General features: G+C 69.8%; 22 protein-coding genes and 4 tRNA genes. 10 read left to right on the top strand and 16 right to left on the bottom strand.

The genetic code is table 11. The features are described from left to right. Positions 1-511: 511 nt before the first annotated feature. Complete coding sequence (gene murA / locus K3888_RS17295) at positions 512-1,795, bottom strand: UDP-N-acetylglucosamine 1-carboxyvinyltransferase (RefSeq protein WP_230931519.1); 1,284 nt, start codon at positions 1,793-1,795, stop codon at positions 512-514. A 72-nt stretch (positions 1,796-1,867) separates the two neighbouring features. On the opposite strand from murA, the gene K3888_RS17290 reads away from it, so the two are divergent. Further along, positions 1,868-2,440, top strand: a complete 573-nt coding sequence (locus K3888_RS17290) for a cob(I)yrinic acid a,c-diamide adenosyltransferase (RefSeq protein WP_230931518.1) — start codon at positions 1,868-1,870, stop codon at positions 2,438-2,440. A 3-nt stretch (positions 2,441-2,443) separates the two neighbouring features. On the opposite strand, the gene K3888_RS17285 is transcribed toward K3888_RS17290, so the two are convergent. From K3888_RS17285 to K3888_RS17255, 7 genes are all read right to left on the bottom strand, one after another. Then, on the bottom strand, positions 2,444-3,328 hold the full coding sequence (locus K3888_RS17285; protein WP_230931517.1) for a LuxR C-terminal-related transcriptional regulator: 885 nt from the start codon (positions 3,326-3,328) through the stop codon (positions 2,444-2,446). Between the two features lie 183 nt (positions 3,329-3,511). Further along, positions 3,512-4,798 (bottom strand): CobW family GTP-binding protein, encoded by a 1,287-nt coding sequence (locus K3888_RS17280; RefSeq protein WP_230931516.1) that lies wholly within the window; start codon positions 4,796-4,798, stop codon positions 3,512-3,514. Beyond that, positions 4,786-5,571: an enoyl-CoA hydratase gene (locus K3888_RS17275; protein ID WP_230931515.1), complete on the bottom strand. Its 786-nt coding sequence runs from the start codon at positions 5,569-5,571 to the stop codon at positions 4,786-4,788. Before K3888_RS17275 ends, K3888_RS17280 begins: the two co-directional genes overlap by 13 nt. 72 nt (positions 5,572-5,643) lie before the next feature. Further along, entirely contained in the window at positions 5,644-8,886 is a 3,243-nt protein-coding gene (locus K3888_RS17270; protein ID WP_230931514.1) for an arabinosyltransferase domain-containing protein, read from the bottom strand. Between the two features lie 236 nt (positions 8,887-9,122). Then, positions 9,123-9,199, bottom strand: a tRNA-Phe gene (locus K3888_RS17265). Positions 9,200-9,246: 47 nt separating this feature from the next. After that, positions 9,247-9,323 (bottom strand) — tRNA-Asp (locus tag K3888_RS17260). Between the two features lie 603 nt (positions 9,324-9,926). Continuing rightward, positions 9,927-9,999, bottom strand: a tRNA-Glu gene (locus tag K3888_RS17255). 102 nt (positions 10,000-10,101) lie between these two features. Between K3888_RS17255 and K3888_RS17250 the strand changes: the two genes are divergently transcribed. The 3 genes from K3888_RS17250 to phoU all read left to right on the top strand — a co-directional run bounded on the left by K3888_RS17250 (position 10,102) and on the right by phoU (position 12,343). Continuing rightward, a tRNA-Lys gene (locus K3888_RS17250) sits at positions 10,102-10,177 on the top strand. Positions 10,178-10,306: 129 nt separating this feature from the next. Continuing rightward, on the top strand, positions 10,307-11,485 hold the full coding sequence (dusB, locus tag K3888_RS17245) for a tRNA dihydrouridine synthase DusB (protein ID WP_230931513.1): 1,179 nt from the start codon (positions 10,307-10,309) through the stop codon (positions 11,483-11,485). Between the two features lie 81 nt (positions 11,486-11,566). Next, a complete protein-coding gene (gene phoU / locus K3888_RS17240; protein ID WP_230931512.1) occupies positions 11,567-12,343 on the top strand; it encodes a phosphate signaling complex protein PhoU in 777 nt (258 codons plus the stop codon). A 154-nt stretch (positions 12,344-12,497) separates the two neighbouring features. Here the strand turns inward: phoU and pstB are convergent, their stop codons facing one another. The 6 genes from pstB to K3888_RS17210 form a co-directional block, all read right to left on the bottom strand. Then, positions 12,498-13,274: a phosphate ABC transporter ATP-binding protein PstB gene (gene pstB, locus K3888_RS17235; protein ID WP_230931511.1), complete on the bottom strand. Its 777-nt coding sequence runs from the start codon at positions 13,272-13,274 to the stop codon at positions 12,498-12,500. Positions 13,275-13,283: 9 nt separating this feature from the next. Beyond that, on the bottom strand, positions 13,284-14,195 hold the full coding sequence (gene pstA, locus K3888_RS17230) for a phosphate ABC transporter permease PstA (protein WP_230931510.1): 912 nt from the start codon (positions 14,193-14,195) through the stop codon (positions 13,284-13,286). Then, the gene (gene pstC / locus K3888_RS17225) at positions 14,195-15,247 is read right to left on the bottom strand and encodes a phosphate ABC transporter permease subunit PstC (protein WP_230931509.1); all 1,053 of its coding nucleotides are present in this window, start codon (positions 15,245-15,247) and stop codon (positions 14,195-14,197) included. Before pstC ends, pstA begins: the two co-directional genes overlap by 1 nt. A 128-nt stretch (positions 15,248-15,375) precedes the next feature. Continuing rightward, the gene (gene pstS, locus K3888_RS17220) at positions 15,376-16,488 is read right to left on the bottom strand and encodes a phosphate ABC transporter substrate-binding protein PstS (RefSeq protein ID WP_230931508.1); all 1,113 of its coding nucleotides are present in this window, start codon (positions 16,486-16,488) and stop codon (positions 15,376-15,378) included. Positions 16,489-16,738: 250 nt separating this feature from the next. Next, complete coding sequence (gene mshD / locus K3888_RS17215; RefSeq protein WP_230931507.1) at positions 16,739-17,680, bottom strand: mycothiol synthase; 942 nt, start codon at positions 17,678-17,680, stop codon at positions 16,739-16,741. After that, positions 17,677-18,366, bottom strand: coding sequence for a winged helix-turn-helix transcriptional regulator (locus tag K3888_RS17210; protein WP_230931506.1), 690 nt, complete (start codon positions 18,364-18,366; stop codon positions 17,677-17,679). The genes mshD and K3888_RS17210 overlap by 4 nt, the downstream gene beginning before the upstream one ends. Before the next feature lie 82 nt (positions 18,367-18,448). Here K3888_RS17210 and K3888_RS17205 point away from each other — a divergent pair, with 82 nt between their 5' ends. The 4 genes from K3888_RS17205 to K3888_RS17190 all read left to right on the top strand — a co-directional run bounded on the left by K3888_RS17205 (position 18,449) and on the right by K3888_RS17190 (position 21,578). After that, the gene (locus tag K3888_RS17205; protein WP_230931505.1) at positions 18,449-19,267 is read left to right on the top strand and encodes a DUF2993 domain-containing protein; all 819 of its coding nucleotides are present in this window, start codon (positions 18,449-18,451) and stop codon (positions 19,265-19,267) included. Positions 19,268-19,277: 10 nt separating this feature from the next. After that, positions 19,278-20,108: a sulfurtransferase gene (locus K3888_RS17200; RefSeq protein ID WP_230931504.1), complete on the top strand. Its 831-nt coding sequence runs from the start codon at positions 19,278-19,280 to the stop codon at positions 20,106-20,108. Positions 20,109-20,175: 67 nt separating this feature from the next. Next, positions 20,176-20,676 (top strand): DUF8021 domain-containing protein, encoded by a 501-nt coding sequence (locus K3888_RS17195; RefSeq protein WP_230931503.1) that lies wholly within the window; start codon positions 20,176-20,178, stop codon positions 20,674-20,676. Between the two features lie 227 nt (positions 20,677-20,903). After that, positions 20,904-21,578, top strand: coding sequence for a heme-binding beta-barrel domain-containing protein (locus tag K3888_RS17190; RefSeq protein ID WP_230931502.1), 675 nt, complete (start codon positions 20,904-20,906; stop codon positions 21,576-21,578). A gap of 92 nt (positions 21,579-21,670) precedes the next feature. Here the strand turns inward: K3888_RS17190 and K3888_RS17185 are convergent, their stop codons facing one another. Further along, complete coding sequence (locus K3888_RS17185) at positions 21,671-22,579, bottom strand: aminodeoxychorismate lyase (protein WP_230931501.1); 909 nt, start codon at positions 22,577-22,579, stop codon at positions 21,671-21,673. Positions 22,580-22,617: 38 nt separating this feature from the next. On the opposite strand from K3888_RS17185, the gene ygfZ reads away from it, so the two are divergent. After that, entirely contained in the window at positions 22,618-23,781 is a 1,164-nt protein-coding gene (gene ygfZ, locus K3888_RS17180; RefSeq protein ID WP_230931500.1) for a CAF17-like 4Fe-4S cluster assembly/insertion protein YgfZ, read from the top strand. A gap of 268 nt (positions 23,782-24,049) precedes the next feature. Beyond that, the gene (locus tag K3888_RS17175) at positions 24,050-24,229 is read left to right on the top strand and encodes a DUF3073 domain-containing protein (protein ID WP_230931499.1); all 180 of its coding nucleotides are present in this window, start codon (positions 24,050-24,052) and stop codon (positions 24,227-24,229) included. Positions 24,230-24,549: 320 nt separating this feature from the next. Here K3888_RS17175 and purM read toward each other — a convergent pair whose 3' ends face one another. Continuing rightward, entirely contained in the window at positions 24,550-25,632 is a 1,083-nt protein-coding gene (gene purM, locus K3888_RS17170; protein ID WP_230931498.1) for a phosphoribosylformylglycinamidine cyclo-ligase, read from the bottom strand. Positions 25,633-25,640 lie beyond the last annotated feature (8 nt).

The following is a 25,640-nucleotide window of genomic DNA, read 5'->3' as shown; positions in this document are numbered from 1 at the left end:
GGTCGCAACCAAACAAAAAATTTGGCACTATCACAAACAAAACACACTGTTGAGTTCTCAAACAACACCCACACACCATCACAGCAACCAGCCCTCAAGCCAGCCACCCTCCGGGGTGAAACCACCGTCGCACCTGCTCGGGGCAACTTCTCCAGCCTAGCAGCAACAACTCCCAGTTCCAAAACCGGGCATTCTCACCGCCACACTCGCCAAGCCGCTCCCCTTCGGGGCAACTCCTCCAGCCTAGCAGGCTCTCCGTCCCCGGTCAAAACCGGGACTTTCTCGAACCCGCCTCGCAAGAAGCAACCGCCCTGGTCCAAGGCCCGCAGCCTCTCGGCCCGAACCCCGCTCCCTGGCGGCTCCGATAAAGTTACACGCACCCCAACACAACACCAAATCCCCAGTTCAACAAGGCTATTTCACGCACCCGTCCGAGTAACTGCACTCCGGACGCGGCGCCAAGCGGTCCCGAAACCGCCCGAAACCGCCCGACAACGGGTAGAGATCCGGCCTATCGCTGGGTCGGGACCCGTTCGATGTCGCCGCCCAGGGCGCGGACATCTCCCACGAAGTCGGAGTACCCGCGGTCGATATGGAAGACCTCGCACACCTCGGTGACATCGTCAGCGCACATGCCGGCCAGTACCAGTCCGGCGCCCGCGCGGATGTCGCTCGCCCACACGGTGGCCGAATCGAGCCGTTCGCGTCCGACGATCTTGGCGTGGTGGCCGTCCGTCTCGGCGTCGACGCCCATACGGACCATCTCCTCCACGAATCGGAACCGCGCTTCGAAGAGGTTCTCGGTGACGACCGAGACCCCCTCGGACACGGAGGCGAGCGCGATCGCCATCGGCTGGAGGTCCGTGGGGAACCCGGGGAACGGAAGCGTCCGGATATCTCGGGCGCGGGGCCTCCCCTCCTGGCTCACGCGAACCCAGTCGGTCCCGGTCTCCACCTCGGCACCGACCGCTCGAAGGTTCTCGAGCACCACGTGGATGAACATCGGGTCGATTCCGCTGACCTTGACGTCGCCGCGGGTCATCACCGCGCCCATCGCCCAGGTCGCGGAAACGATGCGGTCGCCGATCACCCGGTGGGTCACGGGCGTGAGCCCGTCGACCCCCTCGATCGTGATAGTGCTCGTACCGGCGCCGCTGATGCGCGCGCCCATCTCGTTGAGCAGGTCGCAGATGTCCACGATCTCGGGTTCCCGGGCGGCATTCTTCAGCACCGAGGTACCCGGCGCGAGCACAGCCGCGGTCACGAACGTCTCAGTGGCGCCGACGGACGGAAAACTCAGGTTGTAGGAAGCGCCTCGCAACTCGGTCGCCTCGGCAACCAGACGCCCGTGATCCATATGGGTCTGCGCGCCCAGGGCGTTGAGCCCGTTCTGGTGCCAGTTCAGCGGACGACTGCCGATGGCGTCGCCGCCGGGCATCGCGATCACCGCTCGGTGATGTCGTCCGACGAGCGGGCCGAGGATGCACACGGATGCCCGCAGCCGCTGGGCCGCCTTGTCGTCGGCGACATGGCCGAGCTCGGACGGGGTGTCGATGACGACAGTGTCGCCGCTGATCTCCACCGCGCACCCGAGATGTCGCAGGACATCGGCCATCGCCGGGACATCGGAGATGCTCGGGCAGTTGGTCAGCGTGGTGCGGCCCTCCGCCATCAAGGCGACGGCCATCAGCTTCAGCACGCTGTTCTTGGCGCCGGCGACGGCGATCTCGCCGTTCAGACTCGTTCCGCCTCTGACGAGGAAGCTCTCCTCGCGGGACGTGGGGTTACCGCTCACGGGTCCACAGTATGCGAGATCTCGCCCGGAACCGCGGAACGACGTGGTCGTCGGCCGCGTAGGTTGACTGTCATGGCTGTTCATCTGACGAAGATCTATACCCGCACCGGCGACGACGGCTCGACCGGTCTGTCCGACTTCTCGCGCGTGAGCAAGAACGACCCCCGGTTGGTGGCGTACGCGGACTGCGACGAGGCCAATGCGGCGATCGGCGTGGCGATCACCCTCGGTGGTCTCGACGACCGGGTGGCAGCCGCGCTGCGGACGGTGCAGAACGACCTGTTCGACGCCGGGGCCGACCTCGCGACGCCGATCGAGGAGAACCCCAAGTACCCGCCGCTACGTATCGAGCAGTCCTATATCGATCGCCTCGAGGGCTGGATCGACGAGTTCAACGAGGAACTGGCGGACCTGACCTCGTTCATCCTGCCGGGCGGAACGCCGGCCGGCGCGTACCTGCACGTGGCGCGAACGGTGGCCCGCCGCGCGGAGCGGGCGGCGTGGGCTGCGGTCGAGGCCCACCCCGAGACCACCTCGGTGCTGCCGGCGAAGTACCTCAACCGGCTATCGGACCTGTTGTTCGTGCTGGGCCGTGTGGCCAACCCCGAGGGCGACGTCCTGTGGGTGCCGGGCGGCGAGCGCTGACGATCAGGGCAGGGCGCCCATCCGGCGGGCGGCGTTGACCGCCTCGAACCGGGTGTGGGCGTCCAGCTTGCGCATCACGGAGCGCAGGTAGCTCTTGACGGTCTCCGCGCCGATGCCCATGTCGGCGGCCGTCTCGATGTTCGTCTTGCCCTGGGCCACGCAGGCCAGCACGTCGAGCTCGCGGCGCGAGAGCCGGGCGGTGGGCATCTCCGGTGGCGGGGAGACCATCTCGGCGCAGATGCGCTCGAGCTCGGCCCGGACGTCCGGGTCCTCGGTGCGGGAGGCCAGCATCCGCAGCCGGGCGTGGGTCTCCCGCATCCGCTCGTTGGACAGCACCTCGTCCCAGCGGCCCTCGCCGGCGCCGGGCCCGACGGGCGCGGCACCGCGGGCGGCCAGCGCGTCGTTGACCGCGATCTCCTGCTCCAGGGCGCGCGCGGTCGCGGCCATCTGATTGAGGACCTTCTCGCCGAAGCGGACGGACGAGTGCACGCCCGCGTACAGCACAGCGCGGACGTCCTTGCCCACCACGACCGGAATGGCGGCCATCGACCGCAGTCCCTCGGACAGCACCGGCAGGTCGTACTCGTGGGTGATCACGCCGGCGCGCGGGTAGTCGGCCACGCCGACGGGCTTGCCGGTGGCCATGACACGTCCGCCGACGCCGGCCCCGTAGTGGACCATGAGGTCCTTCATGGCCGAGGTGCGCATTCCGAGCGACTCGGAGAGCACGAGGGTGTGCCCCTCCCCGACCACACCACCGATGGTGACGGGGATACCGGTGGAATCCCGCAGCGCGGCGATCGCACGACGGACCGAAGCAAGATCCCGCTTGCGCTGCTGAGCGTCGCCGGTCACGCCACCGCTTCGGCCGCTCTTCTCCTCGTCCACGCGGTCTCCTCACTCGTCCGTGCACCACCCCCACAGCAGGGTCGTCTGCTCCCCCCGCACGTGCGACACACCACTATCGTCAGCGCCACTATACGCACGTGGTCGGGGCGCCGCCGACCGGATCTCGGACTCGGTGGCCGAGCGACCGGGGGTACCGGTGCTCACTTTCCGCCCGAGCCCGACTCAGGGGGTGAAAGCTGGATCGAATGCCTCGGGATCTTCCGGGTCCACCATCATCGCGGCACTGCCGGTGACCGGCGTCGACCGCTGCTCGTCGTAGATCCATTCCTCCACATCGCTGGAGTCCGGGTCGCCGATCAGGTACGGGTGCAGGCCCAGCGCGGCATCGGCGTCGACCGTCTCGCCGGGTGACAGCACCGCGTCGTCGAGGAAGCCGGCGACGTCGTCGTCGTCCATCTCCACGCCGATCACCACGAGACCGTCAGGTACCGCTCCCCCGTCGTCGCCGGCTGCGTTCTCACCCGCGGCGCGCAGTTCGAGCCGGCGCCCCACGAGCGCCACCTCGTAGCGGCGCGGACCGTCGACGGTGGCAAAGACCAGCGTCCCTTTCGCGCGATACGCGCCGGTCGGCGGTGTCGCGACGGTCGTGAGGAAACGGCGCGGGTGCAGGTGCCCGGCGGGCCTGACGGTGACGGCGGTATAGGCGTCGTGGAGGTGCGGGTGGTCGTGGTGCCCGGGGTCGAGGTGGTCGCCGCCGGCCGCGCCGTCTGACTCGGCCGCCGCGGTGGGCTCAGCGGTGGGCGCTGCGGCTGGCGCGACGCCCCACAGCAGGCCGGCGGGAACGGCACCGCGTACCGCGGGCAACACCGGGACGCGCGGCGCGTGGGCGCGGATCGTCGTGCGTAGCGCAGTGAACCGCTCGCGGGTGACGAGGTCGCATTTGTTGACGACGACGAGGTCGGCCTCCGCGAGGTGTGTGGCCAGTCGCGGGTGGCGCGCCATGGCGTCGTCAAGGCCTTCGGCGTCGACCACCTGGATCATCCCGGCGTGACGCACGATGTCGCGGGGCACGTCATGCACCATCCGCGACAGGATGGCCGGCTCCGCCAGTCCGCTGGCCTCGATCACCGCGAGATCCATGCCTAGCTCGGGGTCGGCCAGGGTGGCGAGCGCCTCGCCGAGTTCGCTGGCGTCGACCTCGCAGCAGACGCAGCCGTTGGCCATCGAGACCATGGAGTCGACCTGACCGGCGATCGCGCCGGCGTCGACGTTGATGTCGCCGAAGTCGTTGACGATGGCCGCGATCCGCAACCCGGGCGCGCCGGAGAGCAGATGGTTGAGCAGGGTCGTCTTGCCGGCGCCGAGGTAGCCGGTCAGGACCAGGACCGGCAGGGGCTCGCCGGGGGCGCGGTGGACCCCGGGTGCGGGCGCGGGGCCGGACTTGTCGTCCCGGCCCCGTGCCTCACCCGGCGGCTGCTGACTCAGCGGCGGTTCGATCAGCGCTGCCACTCGGGCTTACGCTTCTCGGCGAACGCAGACATCCCCTCGGTCTGGTCCTCGGTGGCGAACAGCGCGTAGAAGGCGTTCTGCTCGGCGAGCAGGCCCTCCTCGAGCGTGGTCTCGAAGGACCTGTTGACGGCCTGCTTGGCCACCGCGGCGGTGGTCTTGCTCATGGAGGCGATCTTGTCGGCGACCTTCATGGTCTCCTCCAGCAGCTCGGCGGCCGGCACGACGCGGGTGACCAGTCCGGAGCGCTCGGCCTCGGCGGCGTCCATCTGGCGGCCGGTCAGGCACAGGTCCATGGCCTTGGCCTTGCCCACCGCGCGGGTGAGACGCTGGGAGCCGCCCATGCCCGGGATGACCCCGAGGGTGATCTCCGGCTGGCCGAACTTGGCATTGTCGCCGGCGATGATCATGTCGCACATCATGGCGAGCTCGCAGCCACCGCCGAGAGCGAAGCCGGAGACGGCCGCGATGATCGGCGTGCGGGCGGTGGTGAGGCGCTTCCAGTCGTGGAAGAAGCGCTCGAGGTAGATGCCCGGGTAGGTCTTGTCCTTCATCTCCTTGATGTCGGCGCCGGCCGCGAAGGCCTTCTCCGAACCGGTGATGACGATGCAGCCGACGCCGGGGTCGGAGTCCAGCCCCTCGACCGCCTCGACGACTTCCTTCTCCATGGCACTGCTGAGCGCGTTGAGCGCCTTGGGCCGGTTGAGCGTGATGATCGCGACGCGATCCTTCTGCTCGACGAGGATGTTCTCGAACTGCTTTTCCGTCACGGACATGCGGTGTCTCCAGTCTGCGTCAGCGGTTACTTGGAATTCCTTGTAAAAAGCTCCGGACCCGATGCTAGCCCGTCACCGGGCCAGCGGTCCCCCGTTCCACAGCCCCGACCGTACGACCTCACCGTGCTCGACGGTCGCGGGCGTCGCCTCGGGGAGGATCGGGGTGTACCGCACGAGGGAACCCCAGTCGCGGTCCCAGTCGTGCTCGAGGTAGGTGGGCACGGTCTCGCCCTCCTGGAGCAGCTCGATGAACCCGAGCGGCCCGCCACCGTCCCAGTCCTGCCAGGTGTTGGTGGAGCTCACGGCCAGGCCACGGTCGGGCAGAACACGGTATTCGGGCAGCTCGTGGATGCCGGCGAACTCGTCGAACGGACGCAGGCACGGTACGTGGAACGCCACGGCCCAGTCGGGCAGCACCGGACGGGTGTGACCGACCAGCTCCTGCATCGTGACGAGCTCCGGCATGCGGGGCGGGGTGAACGCGATCCACCGCTCCGGGTCCGGATCGAGGTCGCGCACCACCAGCCGGATCGCGGTGACGTCGGCCGGCATCGAGTCCATGGGCACCCGCAGGTTGCGCCACGCCGGCGCGGGGCCGATGTCCTCGGGCACCACCTCACCGGCGGGCTGGAACGGCTGACCGCTGGTCGCGTACTCCACGACCAGCGCGTCGCGGGCGAACTCGCCGGCCACGGCGACCGTGATGAGCGGGTGCTCGTCCGAGCGCTCGGGCAGCGGGTACCAGTCGGTGGTGGTCTCAGCGTTGAACTGCGCGCCGGTCTGGTGGCTGCCGAGCACGGGCACCCGTCCCGGGTCGAGGCCGAACGGCAGCACCGCATGGCTGCCGTTGATGCCCTCGGCCATGCGCACGCCACCCTCGGTGCCGGCGGTCGTCGACGTGGTGTCGGACCCTTCGCCGGTGCCGGGCGTGTCGGTGTCGGCGGCCTGGGTCGCCGTGAGGTCGGTGCCGATACCGTCCGCATGGAACCGGACGGCCTCGCCGCCGGCCTCGAGCTGGTCGCGCGGCTCACCGAGGGGCTCCAGGAGCCCGGCGTTCGCGTCGGGCTCGGCCAGGACCGCGTCGGCGATGCCACACGGTTTGCCGGCCAACGCATTGAGGTTCTGCAGCCCCACGGAGTAGGCGGGGTACTGGTTGCGCACCGCGGCCGCCATCGAGGCGACGATGACGACGACGACGAGCGCAGCCGCCAACCCGAGGGGCGCCTCCGACAGATCCCGCGCCAGGCGGACGACGGGGCCCCGGTCGCGTGGCGAGGTCTCCTGCCCGGTCCGCGTCATGAACGGCTCGCGATAGTGCAGGAACAGAGCGGCAAGCAGCGACAGGAGCATCAGCCCCAGGAACACCGACGACAGGGCGATCCCGCCGATGGAGGGCTGGGCACCGCCCCACGGGATGCCGTAGATGGAGATGTACCACCAGCCGTTGGTGGAAGTGAAGCTCAGCGCCAGGATGAAGAACACGGCTGCCAGGAACAGCATCCGGTTGCGCAGCGAGCGGGTCGCCGCCGGCAGTACCGCCATGGTGACGAGCGCGGCGAGCGCGGCGCCGATGGTCGCGAACGCCCCGAAGTGGTGCGTCCACTTGGTGGGGTTGAGCGCCATGAACACGATCGACATGGCAGCCATGCCGACAATGCGGCGAGCTGGCCCGACCGAGACGCCGGGGATCCGGCCCTTGCGGAACAGGATGGCCGCGCAGGTGATAAGCGACAGGAACATGGCCAGCACCCCGAAGCGGCGTGCGAGCGAGCCGTCCGGCGTGGGGTTGAGAAGCCACTCGTACCGCCAGACCTCCTCGTACCAGCTGCCGCTGGGGCCGACCTCGCCGAGTAGTGAGGACGACTGCAACGTGGTGACGAGCGGCTGGTCGAGGAAGATCAGGTGCAGGATGCCGAGCCCGGCCGCGACCAGCGGCGCGACCGTGGGGATCCATCCGTCCCGCCTGGCTCTACGGATGATGAGCAGCAGCAGCGGCCGCGAGGCGGCGATGATCACGGCGATGCAGAACGTGCCTGTGGGCGCCGCGGACAGCGTGAGCCCGCCGATGATGAAACCGATCGCGGCCGGCAGGAGCCGGCCGGTCGCGAGTGCGCGCTCGAGCGAAACCCAGGTGGCCAAGACACCGAACGCGATGATCGGCTCGGGGCGTAGCCCGTTGTTGTAGGTCAGCCAGAAGGCGAGGAAGACCGCCGCCGTGCTCCAGCGGACCGCGGCCGCGCGTCGGGCTGCGATGCCCAGGCGCGGGATGACCTCTCGCGAGAGCAGGATCCACGAGCCGATACCCAACAGCAGCGCCGGGAGTCTCAGCCACACGCTGCCGAGCGTGAACGTACTGATCGCCGTGTATAGGTAATACGGCATCCCGAACGGCGCATATGGAGCTCCGTAATAACGGAACACCTCGGGCATGTATCCACTGGAGACCGCCGCACGCGCCTCGGTGAGGATGTAGCCGTCGTCCGCGGTGTTGGCGCCGATGATGTGCCACACGAGCAGGATCGCCACGACGAGCAGGTCCAGCGGTCGCGGCTTCCACCAGCCCGGCGGCAGCACGCGTCGACCGGCCCGGCCGTCACGGAGATCGAGTCGGTGCAGCGCCACCAGCGACACGAGGATCGCGAGGATGCCCACCACAATCGCGATCTGCTTGATCACTGTCGCCTGCGTCGTATAGCGGGAGTCCACGGTGATGTCGACGGACATGCCCTCCGGCGCGGCTCCCTGGAGATCGGAGAACACGCCCACGACCTGGGGGCGCAGATCCTCCTCGACCCACCCGCCGATTCCCTGCCCGTCGACCTCGAGGCCCAGGAACTCCGCGCCGATGGATCCCGAGTCGGCGACGACCCGGATCGCGGAGCATGCGCCGGGCGCGGCCACGGCATCGGTGGGCGCCGAGGCGATGAGTGCGTTGCGGCTGCGCACCTCGACGTTCGGGCCCGCGACCGACACCATGAGAGCGCGCGCGCCGGCCTCGTCGCCTGCCTGACGTGGCGCGGTGGAGACCAGCACCCCGTCTTCACGCCCCTGGTCACGCAGCTCCTGCACCGCGGTGCAGGGGACGTCGACGGTGATGTCGAGCGGGTAATAGGCGACCAGAGGTGCGGTGACCGGGTCGACCGTCCCGTTCTCGGGCCAGCTGATGGTCGAGGTGGTCTGCGTGACGGGCAGCAGTGGCACCACGATCGCCAGCAGAATTCCGATGAGGCCGCTGATCGCGGCGACGACTCCCCATCGTGGCCCCTTCCGGGGCTTCTCGGGAGCGGCGCGGACCTCGCTGGCAGTCGATGGCATGGCGTCCACGCTATAACGAGCGCCTGACAATCCCTGAAACCGTGTGACCGTTCGGTGACCCCCGGCACCGCGCGCCGCTGCCCGCCTGCCGGTCACGGCCTTCCGGTCCGCGGGCTCCGGAGAGGATGACCCCGAAAGAGCGACGTGGACAGCGCATCGTAACCGAGATGGCGCAGTAGAGATGCCGCAGAAATGACGAACGCGCCGAAGGGATTTCCCTCCGACGCATCATGTCGTGGTGGCCAGGGCCGGGATCGAACCGGCGACCTTCCGCTTTTCAGGCGGACGCTCGTACCAACTGAGCTACCTGGCCCTAAGACAACCGGCGCATCCGGTGAAACCGAATGCGCCGGTCATCTCTGGCGACCCTGACGGGACTCGAACCCGCGACCTCCGCCGTGACAGGGCGGCGCGCTAACCAACTGCGCCACAGGGCCTTGCTCTTCGCTGTGCTCTTCGCACGAGAAAGAACATTAGTAGACGCGATGCAGATTACGCAAATCGGACGGTCCAGACCACGCTTTCTGCAGTTCAGGGTGCTTTTCTTCGGATGCTCGCGTCCCGCGTACCGCGCCCGCTGCCGGCGACCCCACACCGCGCGCCGCCTGCAGTCCGCCCGGTCCCATCTGGCCCCCTCCCGGGAGGACCCGCTCTCCGCCTTCGCCCCCGTCCGTTGGGGCGAGACACCCTCCCTCTGCCCTCCGGCTCCTTACACCGGCCCGTTGCGCTGCCCCTCGGTCGACGTACGCACCTGGTCTGCTCAGATCGGCGGCACTTGCGCGCCCGGTTTGGTCCATTCCGGACGCGCAAGTCCATCGCAGGTGCGGATGCAGGCACAGGTGCGAATGCAGATGTAGGTGCAGCGGGCACGTCGCACGCACAAGTCCGAGAGTCCGCACCCGGCGAAGCCCCACCGGGACGTGCTCAGCCCTGGTCAGCCCTTGCCAGCCCGACCACACCACCCCGCCGGCCGCCCCGAACTCCGAAATGCAGAAAATCCCGGCCACCACCACCGTGGTGACCGGGACTTCCCGATCGCGTACCCCCTACGGGATTCGAACCCGCGCTGCCGGCGTGAAAGGCCGGTGTCCTAGGCCGCTAAACGAAGGGGGCGCCGCCACGTCCGGGGTCACCGGTCCGCAGCGGGATTCAGTCTAGGGCACCATCCGCCGGGCGGCTAAACCGCCCGCGGAAGCGACCGGTATCGTGTCCGATGCCCCTATAGCTCAGTTGGTAGAGCTACGGACTTTTAATCCGCAGGTCGCCGGTTCGAGCCCGGCTGGGGGCACCACTACCTCCCGGCCCCGGCCCGGGCATCGACCTCGGCCGATACCGAATCCGCTGGCCTGACGCCGCTGCCACCCGGCCCCGCCCGGTGCGCATTTTGGACCTGCCCGCCGAGCGCTGGGACACTTACGGTATGTCCGCTCCCACCGCCCCGTCGGCACCCGCACTGCGCATCGGCCCCTACGCGCTCGACTCACCGGTCGTCCTCGCGCCGATGGCCGGTGTCACCAACGTCGCGTTCCGCACGCTGTGCCGCGAGTTGGAGCAGGAGCAGCAGGGTTCGGTGTCGGGTCTGTACGTGTGCGAGATGGTCACCGCGCGGGCGCTGGTCGAGCGCCAGCCGGCGACGCTGCACATGGCCACGTTCGCGCCCGAGGAGTCTCCCCGCAGTCTGCAGCTGTACACGGTGGATGCCGAGTACACGTACCAGGCGGCCAGGATGATCGTCGACGAGAACCTGGCCGACCATATCGACATCAACTTCGGATGCCCGGTCCCCAAGGTCACGCGCCGCGGTGGCGGGTCCGCGATCCCGTACAAGCGCAGACTGTTCCGTTCGATCGTCGCGGCCGCGGTCCGCGCCACCGCGGGCACGGATATCCCTGTCACGGTGAAGATGCGCGTCGGGATCGACGACGAGCACCACACCCATCTCGACGCCGGCCGGATCGCTGTCGAGGAGGGCGCCCAGGCGGTCGCGCTCCACGCCCGCACGGCCGCGCAACGCTATTCGGGTGAGGCCGACTGGTCGCAGATCTCGCGCCTGGTTGAGCATGTCGGCGCCTTCTCGGACGTGCCCGTGCTGGGCAACGGCGACATCTTCTCCGCCGAGGACGCGGTGCGCATGGTCGACGAGACCGGCTGCGCGGGCGTCGTGATCGGCCGCGGCTGCCTGGGCCGGCCGTGGCTGTTCTCCGAGCTCGCCGCGCGCCTGTCCGGCCGCGAGGCCCCGACCCCTCCCACGCTCGGCGAGGTCGCCCGGATCATGTACCGCCACGGCGAACTCCTCGCGCAGCATCACGGGGAGGACAAGGGGATGCGTGACATCCGCAAGCACGTCGCCTGGTACCTGCGCGGTTTCCCGGCCGGCTCGGAGAAGCGTGTGGCCCTGTCCGCCGTCCGCACCCTCGACGACCTGGCGGAGATGCTCGCCGATCTGCCACCGGACGAGCCGTTCCCCGCCGACGGTTACGGCCCGCGCGGCCGCCAGGGCTCGCCGTCGAAGGTGCTGCTCCCCGAGGGCTGGCTCGACGATCCGGAGGATGACGCGGTGGCGCTCGAGGGCGCCGACGCCCAGAACTCCGGCGGCTGATCCTCTTCCCGTCCGCGATGTTCACCGGGCGTTCATGGCTGCTCCCGGATCCAGCGGTTGACATGCGGGTATCCTGTTGACATGCGTCTTGTTTACTCCGAAGAACTCGCGGACCTGGCCACGTCCATGGCCAGAATGTGCTCGTTGGGTACCGACAACATGGAGCTGGCCACGCACGCGCTGCTCCAGGTGGATCTGGTCACCGCCGAGAAGGTCCTCGAGTCCGCCTCGGAGATGTCACGTCTGGCCACGGAGAACGAGGAGCGTGGTTTCGCGCTGCTGGCCCTGCAGGCCCCGGTCGCGCGCGATCTGCGCCAGGTGGTCACCTCCATCCAGCTGGTGCAGGACCTCGTCCGTATGGGCACGCTCGCGTGTCACGTCGCGAAGATCGTCCGGCGTCGCCACCCGGAGCCTGTGCTGCCGGAGCCGGTCAACGGTTACTTCGCCGAGATGGGCCGCGTCGCCGTCTCGCTGGGCCGCTCGGCCACGGAGGTACTGCTCAACCGCGATGCGGAGCAGGCAGCGACTCTCGCCCAGCAGGACGACGCGGTGGATGATCTGCGCCGCCACCTGTTCACCCTCCTCACCGTGCGGGAGTGGAAGTACGGGGTCGCGTCGGCGGTGGATGTCACGCTGCTGGCCCGGTACTACGAGCGCTTCGCGGACCACGCCGTCGAGGTCGCGCAGCGCGTGATCTTCCTGGCGACCGGCGAGTACGCCAACCTGGGCGAGGACGACCCGGACCATTCCTCGACCCCCAACGAGGAGCTGGTCCGCCGGTTCACCGAGACGGACCGCAGCTTCCAGGAGCGTCGCGCCAACGGCCCGGCCTCCGGCGAGGAGCCGTCCGGGTCGTGACGGCCGCCGGGCCGGGGTCGACGACGAGACGCCGCGGCCCCGGCCCCGCCCACTCGGGAGGACGCCCCTCCCCCGACGCACCACTTGAGAACCGCCCCGGTTCCGGCCAGTGGACCGGAACCGGGGCGGTTCTCTTGTGGAGGGCTGTCTCGGCTCAGCCGAAGCGGCCGGAGACGTAGTCCTCGGTCTGCTTGTTCTCCGGGTTGGAGAAGATCTTCTCGGTCGCGTTGACCTCGACCAGCTGGCCGGGCATGCCGGTGGCCTCGAGCGAGAAGAAGGCGGTCTGGTCGGACACGCGCGCGGCCTGCTGCATGTTGTGCGTGACGATCACGATGGTGAACTCGCTCTTGAGCTCGGAGATGAGGTCCTCCACCGCGAGCGTCGAGATCGGGTCGAGCGCGGAGCAGGGCTCGTCCATGAGGAGCACCTGGGGCTCGATCGCGATGGCGCGGGCGATGCACAGACGCTGCTGCTGGCCGCCGGAGAGGCCGCCGCCGGGCTTGTCGAGGCGGTCCTTGACCTCGTTCCAGAGGTTGGCGCCGCGCAGCGACTTCTCGGCCACCTCATCGAGCTTCTTCTTGTTCTTGACGCCCTGCAGTCGCAGGCCGGCGACCACGTTCTCCTTGATGGACATCGTGGGGAACGGGTTGGGACGCTGGAACACCATGCCGATGGTGCGGCGTACGGCGACGGGGTCGACGCGCTTGTCGTAGATGTCCACGCCGTCGAGCTTGATGGAGCCCTTGACGGAGGCGCCCGGGATCTCCTCGTGCATGCGGTTCAGCGAACGCAGCACGGTGGACTTGCCACAGCCGGACGGCCCGATGAAGGCAGTCACCGAGCGCGGCGGGACGTGGAGATTGACGTCCTTCACGGCGTGGAAGTCGCCGTAGAAGATGTCGACGTTCTCGAGGTCGAGTCGCTTGGCCATTGGAGGTCCTTACTTCGTCTTGGGCGCGAGCGCCTTGGCGGCGAACGTGGCGAGGACGTTCGCCAGCGCGATGATGATGATGAGGGTGAGGGCGGCGCCCCAGATCCGGTACTGGCCGGCTTCGTTGGGGTTCGAGAGCTGGTTGTAGATGAGCAGCGGCAGCGAGGCCATGTTGCCCTCGAACAGGTCGTAGTTGTAGCTCGCCGTGTAGCCCACGAGGATCAGCACCGGGGCGGTCTCGCCCATGACGCGGGCGATCGCGAGGAACATGCCGGAGATCATGCCGGACAGAGCGGTGGGGACCACGACGCTGACGATGGTCTTCCACTTGGGCACGCCGAGCGCGTAGGAGGCCTCGCGCAACTCGTCCGGGACCAGTTTGAGCATCTCCTCGGTCGAGCGCACGATCAGCGGCAGCATGAGCAGCACGAGCGCGAGGGCCACCGCGAAGGCGCTGAGGCTCAGCTGGAAGAACGTGACCCACACGCCGAAGATGAAGATGGCGGCGACGACGGAGGGGACGCCGGCGAGGACGTCGACCATGAAGGTCGTGGGCTTGGCCAGCCTGGACTCGGGGTACTCCACGAGCATGATGCCCGCGGCGACACCGAGCGGGATCGAGATGACGGCCGCGATGAGCGCCTGGACGAGGCTGCCGTAGATCGCGTGGCCGACGCCGCCGGCCATGGAGGACGGGGCGACGAGGAAGAACGAGTTGGTCCACCAGGTCGGGTTGAGCACCGCGGGCAGGCCCGAGGCGATCACCTTGTAGAGCAGTGCGACCAGCGGGATCACGGCGAGCACGAAGCACACGGTGAACAGGACCGCGGCGGCCTTGTCCTTGACCTTGCGGCTGCCGGAGATCGGCAGGAAGGTCTCGGCCGGCTTGGCCGGCTTGGCGAGGTCTGTCGTGGGGGACATCAGCCGTTGACCTTTCCACCGGACACCGAGCGCGCGATGAGGTTGACGATGAACGTGAGGATGAAGAGCACCAGGCCGGCGGCGATGTACGCGCCGGTGGGCAGCGGGTGGTTGAACTCGGCGCTGCCGGAGGCGATCTTCGAGGCGAAGGTGAAGCCGCCGTCGAACAGCGACAGGGTGCTCGGCGAGCTCGCGGCGCGCAGGATGATGAGCACCGCGACCGTCTCGCCGAGGGCACGACCGAGCGCGAGCATCGAGCCCGCGATCATGCCGGACTTGGCGTAGGGGAAGCAGGTCATCCGGATCTTCTCCCACTTGGTGGCGCCCAGGGCGAGGGCGGCCTCCTGGTGGAGGGAGGGGGTCTGGCGGATGGTCTCGCGCGACATCGAGGTGATGATCGGCAGGATCATGATCGCGAGCACGATGCCGGCGGTGAAGATGGTGCCGCCACCGGCGATAGAGACGTTGCCGTCGCTGAAGAGGAAGAACCAGCCGAGGTTCCGGTTGAGCCACTCGGCGAAGGGCACCATCCACGGGCCCAGCACGAGGAGGCCCCACATGCCGTAGATGATCGACGGCACGGCGGCGAGCAGGTCGATGAGCGCGGACAGCGACCGGGACAGCCTCACAGGCGCGTACTGCACGAGGAACGTGGCGATGCCGATCGCGACCGGCACGGCCAGCAGCAGGGCGAATATCGAGCTCAGCACCGTGACCTTGAGCAGGTCGAGGATGCCGAAGCGCATGTTCTCCGGATCGGTGGTGTTCCACTCGGACGAGGTGAAGAAGTTGACCTGGTCCTGCATCACCGACGGGGTCGCCTGGGTGACCAGAACGATGCCGATGAGCGCGATGAGTGCGACGATGACAGCACCCGCGGCGACGGTGAGGCTGCGGAAGACGGTGTCCCACTTCTTCGAGGACTTGACGTCCAGAAGACTGGTGTCGCCGCCCGTGTCCGAGTTCGGCGCGAGACCGGAGCCGGGGTTGAGCGCGCCGGAGTCGGCGCTGTTCTTGTCGGCGTCGCGGTCGACGGATTCGTGAACTGTCATGAGACCTTCAGTCGCTCGGGGAAAAAGCGGTCGTGCCGGGCAGATAGTGCGGTTCAGCGGCTAACCGCCTCAGCCACCGGGCCCGCTCCGCGTACGTTGCGGGCCCGATGACCGAGGGCTCGGACGGATCAGGTGATGCTGTTGATCGCGTCGGTGAGCTTGCCGCGGAACGCGTCCGGGATCGGGATGTAGCCCTCGGCCTCGAGCTGACCCTGGACCTCTTCGTTCACGGCCACGTTCAGGAAGGACTTCACGGCCAGGGCCGTCTCGGGATCGGAGTAGTGCGAGCACACGATCTCATAGGTCGGCATGATGATCGGGTACGCACCCCCGACCTCGGGGACGTAGAACGACGAGGTGTCGATGACCAGGTCGTGCGAGTCCTCGTGCAGGAGCTTGGCCGAGTCGATGGTGGTGCCGGCGGTCTCGGCGTTGAGCTCGACACCCTCGGCGTCGGCCGGGGTGATGACCTTGACCATGCCGAGGTCCTGGCTCTTGGCGTAGGACCACTCGGTGTAGGTGATGGTGCCCGGGGTCTGCGCGACGGCCGCGGAGACGCCCTCGTTGCCGCGGGCTCCCTCGCCCACGCCACCGTTGAAGGTCTTGCCGGCCTCGTGGCTCCAGGCGTCGCCGGCGGCGGCCTCGAGGTACTTCTGGAAGTTGTCGGTGGTGCCCGACTCGTCCGAGCGGAAGATCACGGTGATCTCCTGGTCGGGGAGCTCGACACCCTCGTTCTCCGAGGCGATGGCCGGGTCGTTCCAGTTGGTGATCTCACCCTGGAAGATGCGGGCCAGGTTCTCTGCGGACAGCGCCACGTCGACACCGTCGAGGTTGTAGGCGATCGCGATCGGACCGAAGACGGCCGGCAGGTTCCAGGCCGGGCCCTCACAACGCTCCTCGGCGGCGAGGTACTCGTCGTCCTTGAGCGGGGAATCGGAGCCACCGAAGTCGGTCTGGCCGCCGATGAACTCCTTGACGCCCGAGCCGGAGCCGTTCGAGTTGTAGTCGAGGGTGTGGCCGTCGCAGCTCAGGGCGTAGGAGTTGGCGAAGATCGTCATCGCGTTGTTCTGCGACGAGGCGCCGGACGCGTTGAGGGTCGCCTTGCCGCCGCACTCGACACCGGGCAGAGCCTTGGCGGCCGTCTCGTCACCGCCGCCGGTGTTGTCGTCGGAGCAGGCGGCGAGGCCGACCGTCGTCAGGGCGGCGAGCCCGAGCAGGGCACCGGTGCGCTTGAAGTCCACAGATTCTCCTTGGTTCGTCCGGCGGGCTCCCCACCGGGCTCGTTCGTGGCGACTCTCGTCGCGTCGTCGGGCCGGGCGAACGCCCCGACGGGGAGAGAACCTAAGGCTCTGACGTGAACAACCCCGCGAATACAGGTGAACGGTGAATGAACTGCCAGCGTGGGGGCTGTTCACCTCGGTCAGAGGCGACCGCCACGGGCACCCCCACCTGGGGTGTTCCTGAGAATCCCTCACGGAGAGCCAGCCGAAATCAACGGGAGGTATAGGTCACATCAACGTGTTCGACCTCGAACCCGAGCCTCTCGTAGGTGCGGATCGCCGGACGGTTGTCCCCCTCCACATAGAGGACGACGGACTCCGCACCGGCGGGCCCCTCCAGGTACTCGACGCCCACCGAGGTGAGCACGCCACCCAGGCCGCGCCCCTGGTCCGCGGGGTCGACGGCCACGACGTAGACCTCGCCCTCCACCGGTTCACCGGGCTCGGCGACGGTCTTGGTCCAGTGGAACCCGGCCAGCCGCGGCCCGCCGGAGGTGTCGACCGCGAGGAACACCGCCCCCGTGTCGACCCAGTCCACGGCCAGCCGCTCGTCGAGCTGCGCGGCCGTCCAGCCACCCTGCTCGGGGTGCCAGTGGAAGGCCGCGTTGTTGACGCGCAGGAACTCGGAGCGGGCGTCCAAGCCCGGCCAGCGCCCGCCGCCCTCGGACACCGCCTCGGCGAGCGTGCCGAGCTCGATGCCCTCCAGCTCCCGCCGCTGCGGCAACGCCGGCCCCTCGGAGCCGCGGCGCCGCATCTTGAGCAGCTCGCGCGTGCGCATCAGTCCCACCGAGCCCGCGAGAGCCACCGCGGACGACAGGTCGCCGTGCGCCCAGACGGCGGCTGCGCGTTCGCGTTCGAGGACGGCGCGCAGGAGATGCGCGCCGATCCCCTGCCGCCGATGGTCGGGATGGACCACGAGCTCGACGGTCGCGTCGCCGCCGCTCCCGTCGATCTGCGCGTAGCCGACCGGCTCGCCCTCGGAGCCACCGGCCCGCGCCACGAGGTGCCGCACTCCGTGGGCCTCGGCGCCACCGTGCAGCGCGCGCAGGGGTTGCTCCCCGAGCGGCGCCACGCCGTCGACCACCTCGGCCGCGCGTGCCACCGCCTCGATCCGCTCGGCGTCCAGCGCGCCCGGTGCCGTCTCGACGATCATGCGTCCCCTCCGTCTTCCCTGGGGTCCGTGGGCCGGACCGCCTTGTACCCGACGTTACGGACAGTGCCGATGAGGGACTCGTGATCCGGCCCGAGCTTGGCCCGCAGCCGCCGCACGTGCACGTCGACGGTGCGGGTGCCGCCGAAGAAGTCGTAGCCCCAGACCTCCTGGAGGAGTTGCGCGCGGGTGAACACACGCCCGGGGTGCTGGCACAGGAACTTGAGGAGCTCGAACTCCTTGTAGGTGAGGTCGAGCGGCCGCCCCTTGACGCGGGCGACGTAGGTCTCCTCGTCGATCACGAGCTCGCCGACGGTGATCAGGCCGGAGCCGTCGTCGCCGGGAGACGTGTGCCTCGCGGCCGCCAGACGGAACCGGGCGTCGACCTCAGCGGGACCGGTGGTCGGCAGGAGGATGTCGTCCAGGCCCCAGTCGCCGCTCACCGCGATCAGACCGCCCTCGGTGACCACGGCGACCACCGCGACGTCCCCCGTTCCCGCCAGGAGCCTGCACAGGGCCCGGGACGAGGCCAGGTCGGTCCGCGCGTCGACCAGCACGAGCGCCGCGTCGGCCAACTCGCCCACCGACGAGGCCTGCGGCGGCAGCACGCTAACGGTGTGCGGCAGCAGGGGCAGCGACGGGACGACGGCCCCCGGGTCTGCTTCCACGCTGAGGAGCACCACTTCCATGTCGTTTCCTCTCCGCGTGGGGAACGGGATGATACTAGCGAGCGACACCCTCGTTTCCGTGAATGGAGTAGACCTGAATCCCATGAGCATCCCTCGCGTGGCCGTCGCGGCGCTGGCGGTCATGGCCGTGCTCGCCGGGGGCGCTTTCACGGTCGACTCGATCTCGGCGTCCCGTCTCGAGGCGGAGATCTCGGCCCGCATCGCGCCCGATCTGCCGGGCGCGGGGCCGCCGTCGGTGATGACGGGTGGCCCCTTTTCGCGCTGGTCGGGCCCGGACACGCTGTCCTCGGTGGCGATCCGCGCGGAGGGCGTCGAGCGCCCGGGGCTGGGGCCGGTGGCCGTCGAAGCGGTCGCGACCGATGTCCACGTGCCCGACGTGGATGGCGGCGGTGACGGTACGGCCGACCCCGACGGCCCCGGAGGAGACGACCGGGATGACGACGACGCCGACGCCCGATCGGCGGACACCGGCCTGAGCGCCGAGTCGGTGGAGGTCTCCGTGCAGATCACCGGAGACTCCCTCGCGCCGACCCTGCGGATGCGCGACGTGCTCATCGGAGCCGCCGACGACCACAGCCTCGCCGGCGGGACCGAACACCGGGCCCGCGTCACGGGAACGCTCATCGAGTCGGGCGAACGGATCTCGGTGTTCGTCGACCTCGTCGTCGACGCCTCCGGCGCCCACCTCGTCCCCGTGGCCGCGGCGACCGGGCCCGGCGGCGTCCCCGACCAGGACCCCGAGCTCGCGATGCGCAGCGTCGCGCTGACCTTCGCCCCCGACCTGCTGCCACTGGGCGTCCCGGTGGACACCCTCACGGTCAAGGCCGGAACCCTGACCGCGTCCGGCACCGGTGGCCCCGGCACCCCGCCGCTCGACGGCCTCGTGCGCGGGGACCTCTAGACTCGCCCGTATGAGTCGCGACGACGTACTGGTCAGCACCCGCTGGGCCTCCTCGCGCCTGGCCGACGACTCGGTGGTCTTCCTCGAGGTCGACGAGGACGTGGCGGCTTATCACTCCGACGGCCACATCCCCGGCGCCGTCGCGCTGAACTGGCGGACCGAGTTGCAGCAGGAGTTCACGCGCGATCTGGTGGACCGCGAGCGCTTCAGCGAGCTGATGTCCGAGCGCGGCATCTCCCGAGACCACACGATCGTGGTCTACGGCGGCAACCACAACTGGTTCGCCGCGTACGCCTACTGGTACCTGCGGCTCTACGGCCACGCCGATGTGCGACTGCTCGACGGTGGCCGCATGAAATGGGAGCGCGAGGGCCTCCCGCTGGAGAACGAGCTGCCGGAGCGGCCCGCCACCGAGTACGTGGCCGATCCCCAGGACCTGTCGATCCGCGCGTTCCGCGACGACGTCCTGGGCGGGCTCGGCAGCGACGCACTGGTGGACGTGCGCTCGGTCGACGAGTTCACCGGCCGCCTCTCCGCACCGGCCGGGCTGCCGCAGGAGGGTGGCCGTCAGCGCGGGCACATCCCCGGCGCGGTGAGCATCCCGTGGAACCGGGCCGTCACCCGCGACGGCACCTTCCGGCCCGACGCCGAGCTGCGGCAGATCTACGCCGACCTGATCGAGGATCCTGACCGGCGCGTGGTGGCCTACTGCCGCATCGGCGAGCGGTCGAGCCACACCTGGTTCGTGCTGCACGAGTTGCTGGGGCAGAAGAACGTCGTCAACTACGACGGCAGCTGGGTCGAGTACGGCTCGCTCATCGGCGTCCCCGTCGAGCGCTGACGCCCCCGCGCCGCCGGTCAGCGCCGAGACCTCCCGCGAGTGGGTCCGGGTGACTAGGCTCGAGGGCATGTCCTTGATCTCCAGGTCGCTCGGCATGGCCGGGCGCGCAGCCGTTGTCGCCGTCGGCGCCTCAGTCGCCTCCGCTGTGCTCGTGGGCATCGACCAGCGTCGCGGTACCGCCCCCGCGATCCCCGACCACCCTGGCCCGTACTCCCCCGAGGAGCGGGAGGCCGCGGTCCGGACGTACCTCACCGCGCTGACGCTGCCGGCGGCCGCGTTCCGGGTCCCGTTCGCCGAGGACTGCGTGCGGCGCGAGAACGGCCTCCGCACCGGCTTCGGGGCCACCCACCTACGGTGGGACCTGCACCTGCATCTGCAGTACTCGACCATCCGCGAGCTGCAGGACATCCAGATCACCGTCGACCCGCCGGGGCGCGAGGGGATCGTGCACGCGGAGTTCACCATCGTGACCGTGGTCGGCCTCACCGCCCGGGTGCGGGAGGACTTCACCGTGCCCGCCGAGGACTGCCTCATCCACGCGATCGAGGCCCGCATCTCGCTGAGCTGAGCCGCCCCGGCGGCGCCGGGCCCTCACCCCCTCGCGCGGGACTGCCCTCACCCCCTCGCGCGGGACTGTGGGACTCCCCGGCACCGACCGGCGGGGCCCGGGGTTAGGATTGGGGTCATGGTGCTCTTCTTCGAAATCCTCCTCGTCCTGTGCTCGCTGATGATCCTGTGGGCCACCTGCTACATCGTCTACCGCACGGTCACCGACGAGTCGTGACGGACAGCGGTATGTCAGGCGCCGAGGACCCCTCGTCGCCCGTCCCCGACGAGGGTGAGGGCCAGCGGGTCGTACCCGGTTCCGGAAACGCTGCCGTCGACGCCGCTGTCGAGCGGTCCGAGCAGACCGCCGGCCGCAACATCGCGCCGTTCTCCGAGCTGCCCGTCGCCGAGGACACGGCGAACCTGCGGTTCGGCCCCGATCTGCACCCGGGTCTCCTCGCCCTGCTCCCGCTCGTCGGGGTCTGGGAGGGCGAGGGCGAGGCGGACACCTCCGACCGCGGCCAGCACCGCTTCGGCCAGCAGGTCATCGTCTCGCACGACGGCGAGAACTACCTGAGCTGGAGCTCGCGCGCCTGGACCTTCGACTCGGGCGGCGCCGTCGACGCGGCCGCCTACCGGGAGTCCGGTTTCTGGCGGATCTCCGAGGACGACCAGCTCGAGTTCCTCGTGACCCACGCCTCCGGCGTCATCGAGATGTACTACGGCAAGCCGCTGACGCAGTCGGCTTGGGAGATGTCGACGGACGTCGTCATGTCCTCCCCCACCGGTCCGCGCATGGGCGCCGCCAAGCGCATCTACGGGATCGTCGAGGGCGGCGACCTCGGGTGGGTCGAAGAGCGCGTCCACCCCGAGAAGGGCCTCGTCCCGCGGTTGTCGGCACGCCTGAGCCGCGTCGCCGGCTGACACGAGCACCAAGTAACACCCGGCTCTGCCCGGCCTGCGTGGTCACTGACCGCAGGCCGGGCAGAGCCGGAGCCATGTGCGGGCCGGCCGGTTCAGGCGCGGCCGACCGCCCGGTCCACCATCCCCGCCACGTCGATCCCGGGGTCGGCGGTGGGCAGGGCCACGTCGTCGATCCGGTGCACGCGTGCCACCAGCGTCACCGACGAGACCAACCACACCGCGTCTGCGGCGAGCAGATCGGCGACCAGGAGCCGCTCGCGCCTGACGGTGACCCCCTCCCGCCCGGCGACCTCGGCCATCGCGCCCAGCGTCGTGCCCTCGAGGATCCCGATCTCCTGCGGCGGGCTGAGCAGTTCGCCGTCGCGGGCGATCACCACCGTCGAGCGCGGCCCCTCGAGGACCTCCCCGTCGGAGGACACGTAGACCACGTCCTCGAAGCCGTTGGCGGCCGCGTGCCGCAGGGCCGCCATGTTGGCCGCGTAGGACAGCGTCTTGGAACCCAGGAGCATCCACGGGGCGCTCGCGCCGATGTCAGACGCGTAGCCGCGACTGAGCACGGTCACGCCGATCCCTTGGGCGCGGGCCCGACACGCCTGCGGTCCCACCGCCGCGACCGTGATGTAGGCCGTCTCCTCGCCGCCGCGCTCCGGGCCCCGCGACAGCACCAACCGCAGCATCCCCTCCGACTCCGCGCCCCACTCGCGCGCGGCCAGATCGATGGCGGCGAGCCACTCCTTCTCGGAGGGTCCGGCCAGGCCCAGCGCGGCTGACGAACGACCCAGGCGCGCCAGGTGGCGCTCCGGCTTGGCCGGGCGACCACCCACCACCAACAGGGTCTCGAAACATCCGTCCCCGCGGACCGCCGCCAGGTCGTCGGCGAGCAGGAGCGGCTGGTCCGAAGGGTGGATGCGGGGGCGTCTGCCGTCCGGCCCGCCCGCCACGAGGACGACCACCCGCCGCGTGTCCGGCTGATCCGCTGTGCTCTCCGCTGCAGTGCCCATGGCGGCAACGATACGACGAGGTACGTAGACTCGCGATCGTGAACGTCCCTGCTGTGCCCGACCGGATCGAAAGCGACTACCGGAGCCCGATTCTGGACCGACCCGGCGCGGTGGATGCGGACAGCGCCTCCCCCGACGTCGGAGTCCCCTTCCACTACGGAGACCCGCTCGGTGAGCAGCGGGCCGCGGACGCGGGGGCGGTGATCATCGACCGGTCCCACCGCGACGCCCTGACGATCAGCGGCGGCGAGCGGCTGACCTGGCTCGAGGGGTTCGTCTCGCAGCATGTGTCCGAACTCTCCGACGGCGAGGGGGCCGAGACCCTGGTGCTCGACGCCAATGGACGCGTCGAGCACCACGCCCTGCTGTCCGACGTGGACGGCACGGTCGTGGTGGACACCGAGCGCGGCCGCGGTGGCCCACTGCTGCAGTTCCTCACCAAGATGGTGTTCTGGGCCGACGCCGCGCCCGTCGAGGCCGACCTGGCCGTGCTGACCCTGACCGGCACATCGCTCCCGGAGGCCCTCACCGCCCCGGACGGCACCGACGTGACACTGCCCGTCGGTGACTACGCCAGCGTCACCCTGCCCGGCGGGGGCATCGCCCGCCGGATGCCGTGGCCGCTGAACGGGGCGATCGATCTGGTGGTCCCCCGCTCGGGGCTGACCGCATGGTTCGACGCCGCGGTGGCCGGCGGGGCCCGGCCCGCGGGCTCGTGGGCCTTCGAGGCTCTGCGTGTCGCGGGCACCACCCCGCTACGGGGGCGGCTCGGCGTGGACACCGACGAGAAGACCATCCCGCACGAGGTGAGCAGCTGGATCGGCGCCGTCTCCCAGCAGGGCGCCGTCCACCTGGACAAGGGCTGCTATCGCGGCCAGGAGACCGTGTCCCGCGTCCACAACCTGGGACGCTCACCCCGCGTGCTCGTGCGGCTCCAGTTGGACGGGTCCGTGGGAGACGACTCGGTGGTGACCGGCGCCGAGGTCCGCGCCGGCGGGCGACCGGTCGGCCGTGTGGGCACCGTCGTCCAGCACCACGAGGACGGCCCGGTCGCACTGGCTCTGCTCAAGCGGGCCGTGCCGGCCGACGCCGAGCTGGACATCGACGGCGTGGCCGCGTCTATCGACCCGGACACCTTCCCCCAGGACACCGGGCCCCAGGCTGGCCGCGAAGCCGTCAAGCGCCTGCGAGGGCAGGCCTAGCGGGCACGCCAACCGCGTCCCGGCGCGGCCGCGATGGTCGGCCCGCCGGTTACTCGTCCGGCCCACGCTGGCTTCTTATCCGGCTCGCGCCGGTTTCTCGTCCGGGTCCACCCCGCCCCGGGCCGTGAGGCCGGCCGATTTCGCTCACCCCACGACACCCGGGCGGACATTCCGCGCCGGGCACGCTATCCTGTGCTCAGGCAGATACTCACACTTGCGATGGGCACCCCCGAGGTGGCCCAGCACCGTTTCCGAGGGGGTCAGGTCAATGGGCCGAGGCCGCGCGAAGGCGAAGCAGACCAAGGTCGCTCGCGAACTGAAGTACAACGCTCCGCAGACGGACCTTGAACGTCTTCAGCAGGAGTTGTCGGGAGGACCGTCGTCCACCCGCGTGGAGGAGGACGACGATCCATACGGGTCGTGGTCCGGCGGCGACTCCAGGTACTGACACTCGACTACGCAGTGGGGCCGGGCATCACGCGAATGATGCCCGGCCCCTCTGTGTGCGCTCACCCGTCCCGGAGCGGCAGGTGGCTGCTGGCCGGACGTCAGCGCAGCGGCCGGTGGCCGCACGCCAGCGCGGTGGCCCGCGTCCGCCGGTCTACGCCCGGCGGACAGCCCCCTGTGCCGGAGGTACGGCCAAATGACTCGTGCCCACCAGGCCCCGACTCCCCGCGTGGGTGGGAGGGTCGGAATCTGATGGGCACGTGCGCGCCCCGTCGGCAGCGAGCCGCCGGTCGGGCGCGGGTGGTGTCGAAGCGAGCTGTGTCAGAAGCGGGCGTGTGAGCCCTCGAGGATGACGCGCGGGGCGTCGGCGTCGTCGCCGGACTTCTCGACGTGGCCGATCACCCAGTTCTCCACGTGGCGGGCCGTCAGCACGGCCTGTGCGCGGTCCACGTCCTCGGCGGGCAGGACGGCCACCATGCCGACGCCCATGTTGAAGGTGCGCTCCATCTCGGCCTGCTCGACGCGGCCGTGGTGGGCGATCGTGCCGAACACGGGAGGCACGGGCCAGCGGCCGCGGTCGAGGCTGGCGACGAGTCCGCGCGGCATGACGCGGGCCAGGTTCTCGGCCAGGCCCCCGCCGGTGACATGGCTGAACACGCGCACGTCGGTCTCCGCGATGAGGCTGAGGCAGTCGAGCGCGTAGATGCGGGTCGGCTCGAGGAGCTCTTCGCCCAGGGTGCGGCCGAACTCCTCGACGTGGCCCTCCAGCGGCAGACGGGCCAGGTCGAGGAGCACGTGGCGGGCCAGCGAGTAGCCGTTCGAGTGCAGCCCCGACGAGGCCATGCCGACGATCACGTCGCCGGGCTTGACGTTGTCCGCCTGGAGGATCTCGTCGGCCTCGACGATGCCCACGCCGGTGGCCGAGATGTCGTACTCGCCCGGGGCCATGAGGCCCGGGTGCTCGGCGGTCTCGCCACCCAGTAGGGCGCAGCCGGCGCGGACACAGCCCTCGGCGATCCCCTCGACGATGCCGGCGACGTGCTCGGGCACGACCTTGCCGATCGCGATGTAGTCCTGCAGGAACAGCGGCTCGGCACCACAGACCACCAGGTCGTCCACGACCATGGCCACCAGGTCGATACCGACGGTGTTGTGGACGTCCATCGCCTGGGCGACGGCGATCTTGGTGCCGACGCCGTCCGTGGAGGAGGCCAGCAGCGGCTGACGGTAGGTGTTCTTCAGCGAGAACAGCCCCGCGAAACCTCCGAGGCCACCCATCACCTCCGGCCGGGTCGCCCGCTTGGCGTGGGGAGCGAACATCTCGACTGCGCGCTCACCGGCGTCGATGTCGACACCGGCGGCGGCGTACGACGCGCCGGTCGGGAGGTGAGAGTTCTCGGTCATGTGTGTCT

The sequence above is a fragment of the Dietzia aurantiaca genome, from assembly GCF_021033825.1.
Lineage (GTDB): Bacteria > Actinomycetota > Actinomycetes > Mycobacteriales > Mycobacteriaceae > Dietzia > Dietzia aurantiaca.
The sequence above is the reverse complement of the archived record's forward strand: the minus strand, read 5'-3'. Positions and strand labels throughout refer to the sequence as shown.

Bases quoted from the DNA above. Each gene is read 5' to 3' on its own strand.
- K3888_RS17290 (WP_230931518.1), top strand. From the start codon at position 1,868: ATGGCTGTTCATCTGACGAAGATCTATACCCGCACCGGCGACGACGGC.
- K3888_RS17275 (WP_230931515.1), bottom strand. From the start codon at position 5,571: ATGTCCGTGACGGAAAAGCAGTTCGAGAACATCCTCGTCGAGCAGAAG.
- K3888_RS17270 (WP_230931514.1), bottom strand. From the start codon at position 8,886: ATGCCATCGACTGCCAGCGAGGTCCGCGCCGCTCCCGAGAAGCCCCGG.
- dusB (WP_230931513.1), top strand. From the start codon at position 10,307: ATGTCCGCTCCCACCGCCCCGTCGGCACCCGCACTGCGCATCGGCCCC.
- phoU (WP_230931512.1), top strand. From the start codon at position 11,567: ATGCGTCTTGTTTACTCCGAAGAACTCGCGGACCTGGCCACGTCCATG.
- pstB (WP_230931511.1), bottom strand. From the start codon at position 13,274: ATGGCCAAGCGACTCGACCTCGAGAACGTCGACATCTTCTACGGCGAC.
- pstA (WP_230931510.1), bottom strand. From the start codon at position 14,195: ATGTCCCCCACGACAGACCTCGCCAAGCCGGCCAAGCCGGCCGAGACC.
- pstC (WP_230931509.1), bottom strand. From the start codon at position 15,247: ATGACAGTTCACGAATCCGTCGACCGCGACGCCGACAAGAACAGCGCC.
- mshD (WP_230931507.1), bottom strand. From the start codon at position 17,680: ATGATCGTCGAGACGGCACCGGGCGCGCTGGACGCCGAGCGGATCGAG.
- K3888_RS17210 (WP_230931506.1), bottom strand. From the start codon at position 18,366: ATGGAAGTGGTGCTCCTCAGCGTGGAAGCAGACCCGGGGGCCGTCGTC.
- K3888_RS17205 (WP_230931505.1), top strand. From the start codon at position 18,449: ATGAGCATCCCTCGCGTGGCCGTCGCGGCGCTGGCGGTCATGGCCGTG.
- K3888_RS17200 (WP_230931504.1), top strand. From the start codon at position 19,278: ATGAGTCGCGACGACGTACTGGTCAGCACCCGCTGGGCCTCCTCGCGC.
- K3888_RS17195 (WP_230931503.1), top strand. From the start codon at position 20,176: ATGTCCTTGATCTCCAGGTCGCTCGGCATGGCCGGGCGCGCAGCCGTT.
- K3888_RS17190 (WP_230931502.1), top strand. From the start codon at position 20,904: ATGTCAGGCGCCGAGGACCCCTCGTCGCCCGTCCCCGACGAGGGTGAG.
- K3888_RS17185 (WP_230931501.1), bottom strand. From the start codon at position 22,579: ATGGGCACTGCAGCGGAGAGCACAGCGGATCAGCCGGACACGCGGCGG.
- K3888_RS17175 (WP_230931499.1), top strand. From the start codon at position 24,050: ATGGGCCGAGGCCGCGCGAAGGCGAAGCAGACCAAGGTCGCTCGCGAA.
- purM (WP_230931498.1), bottom strand. From the start codon at position 25,632: ATGACCGAGAACTCTCACCTCCCGACCGGCGCGTCGTACGCCGCCGCC.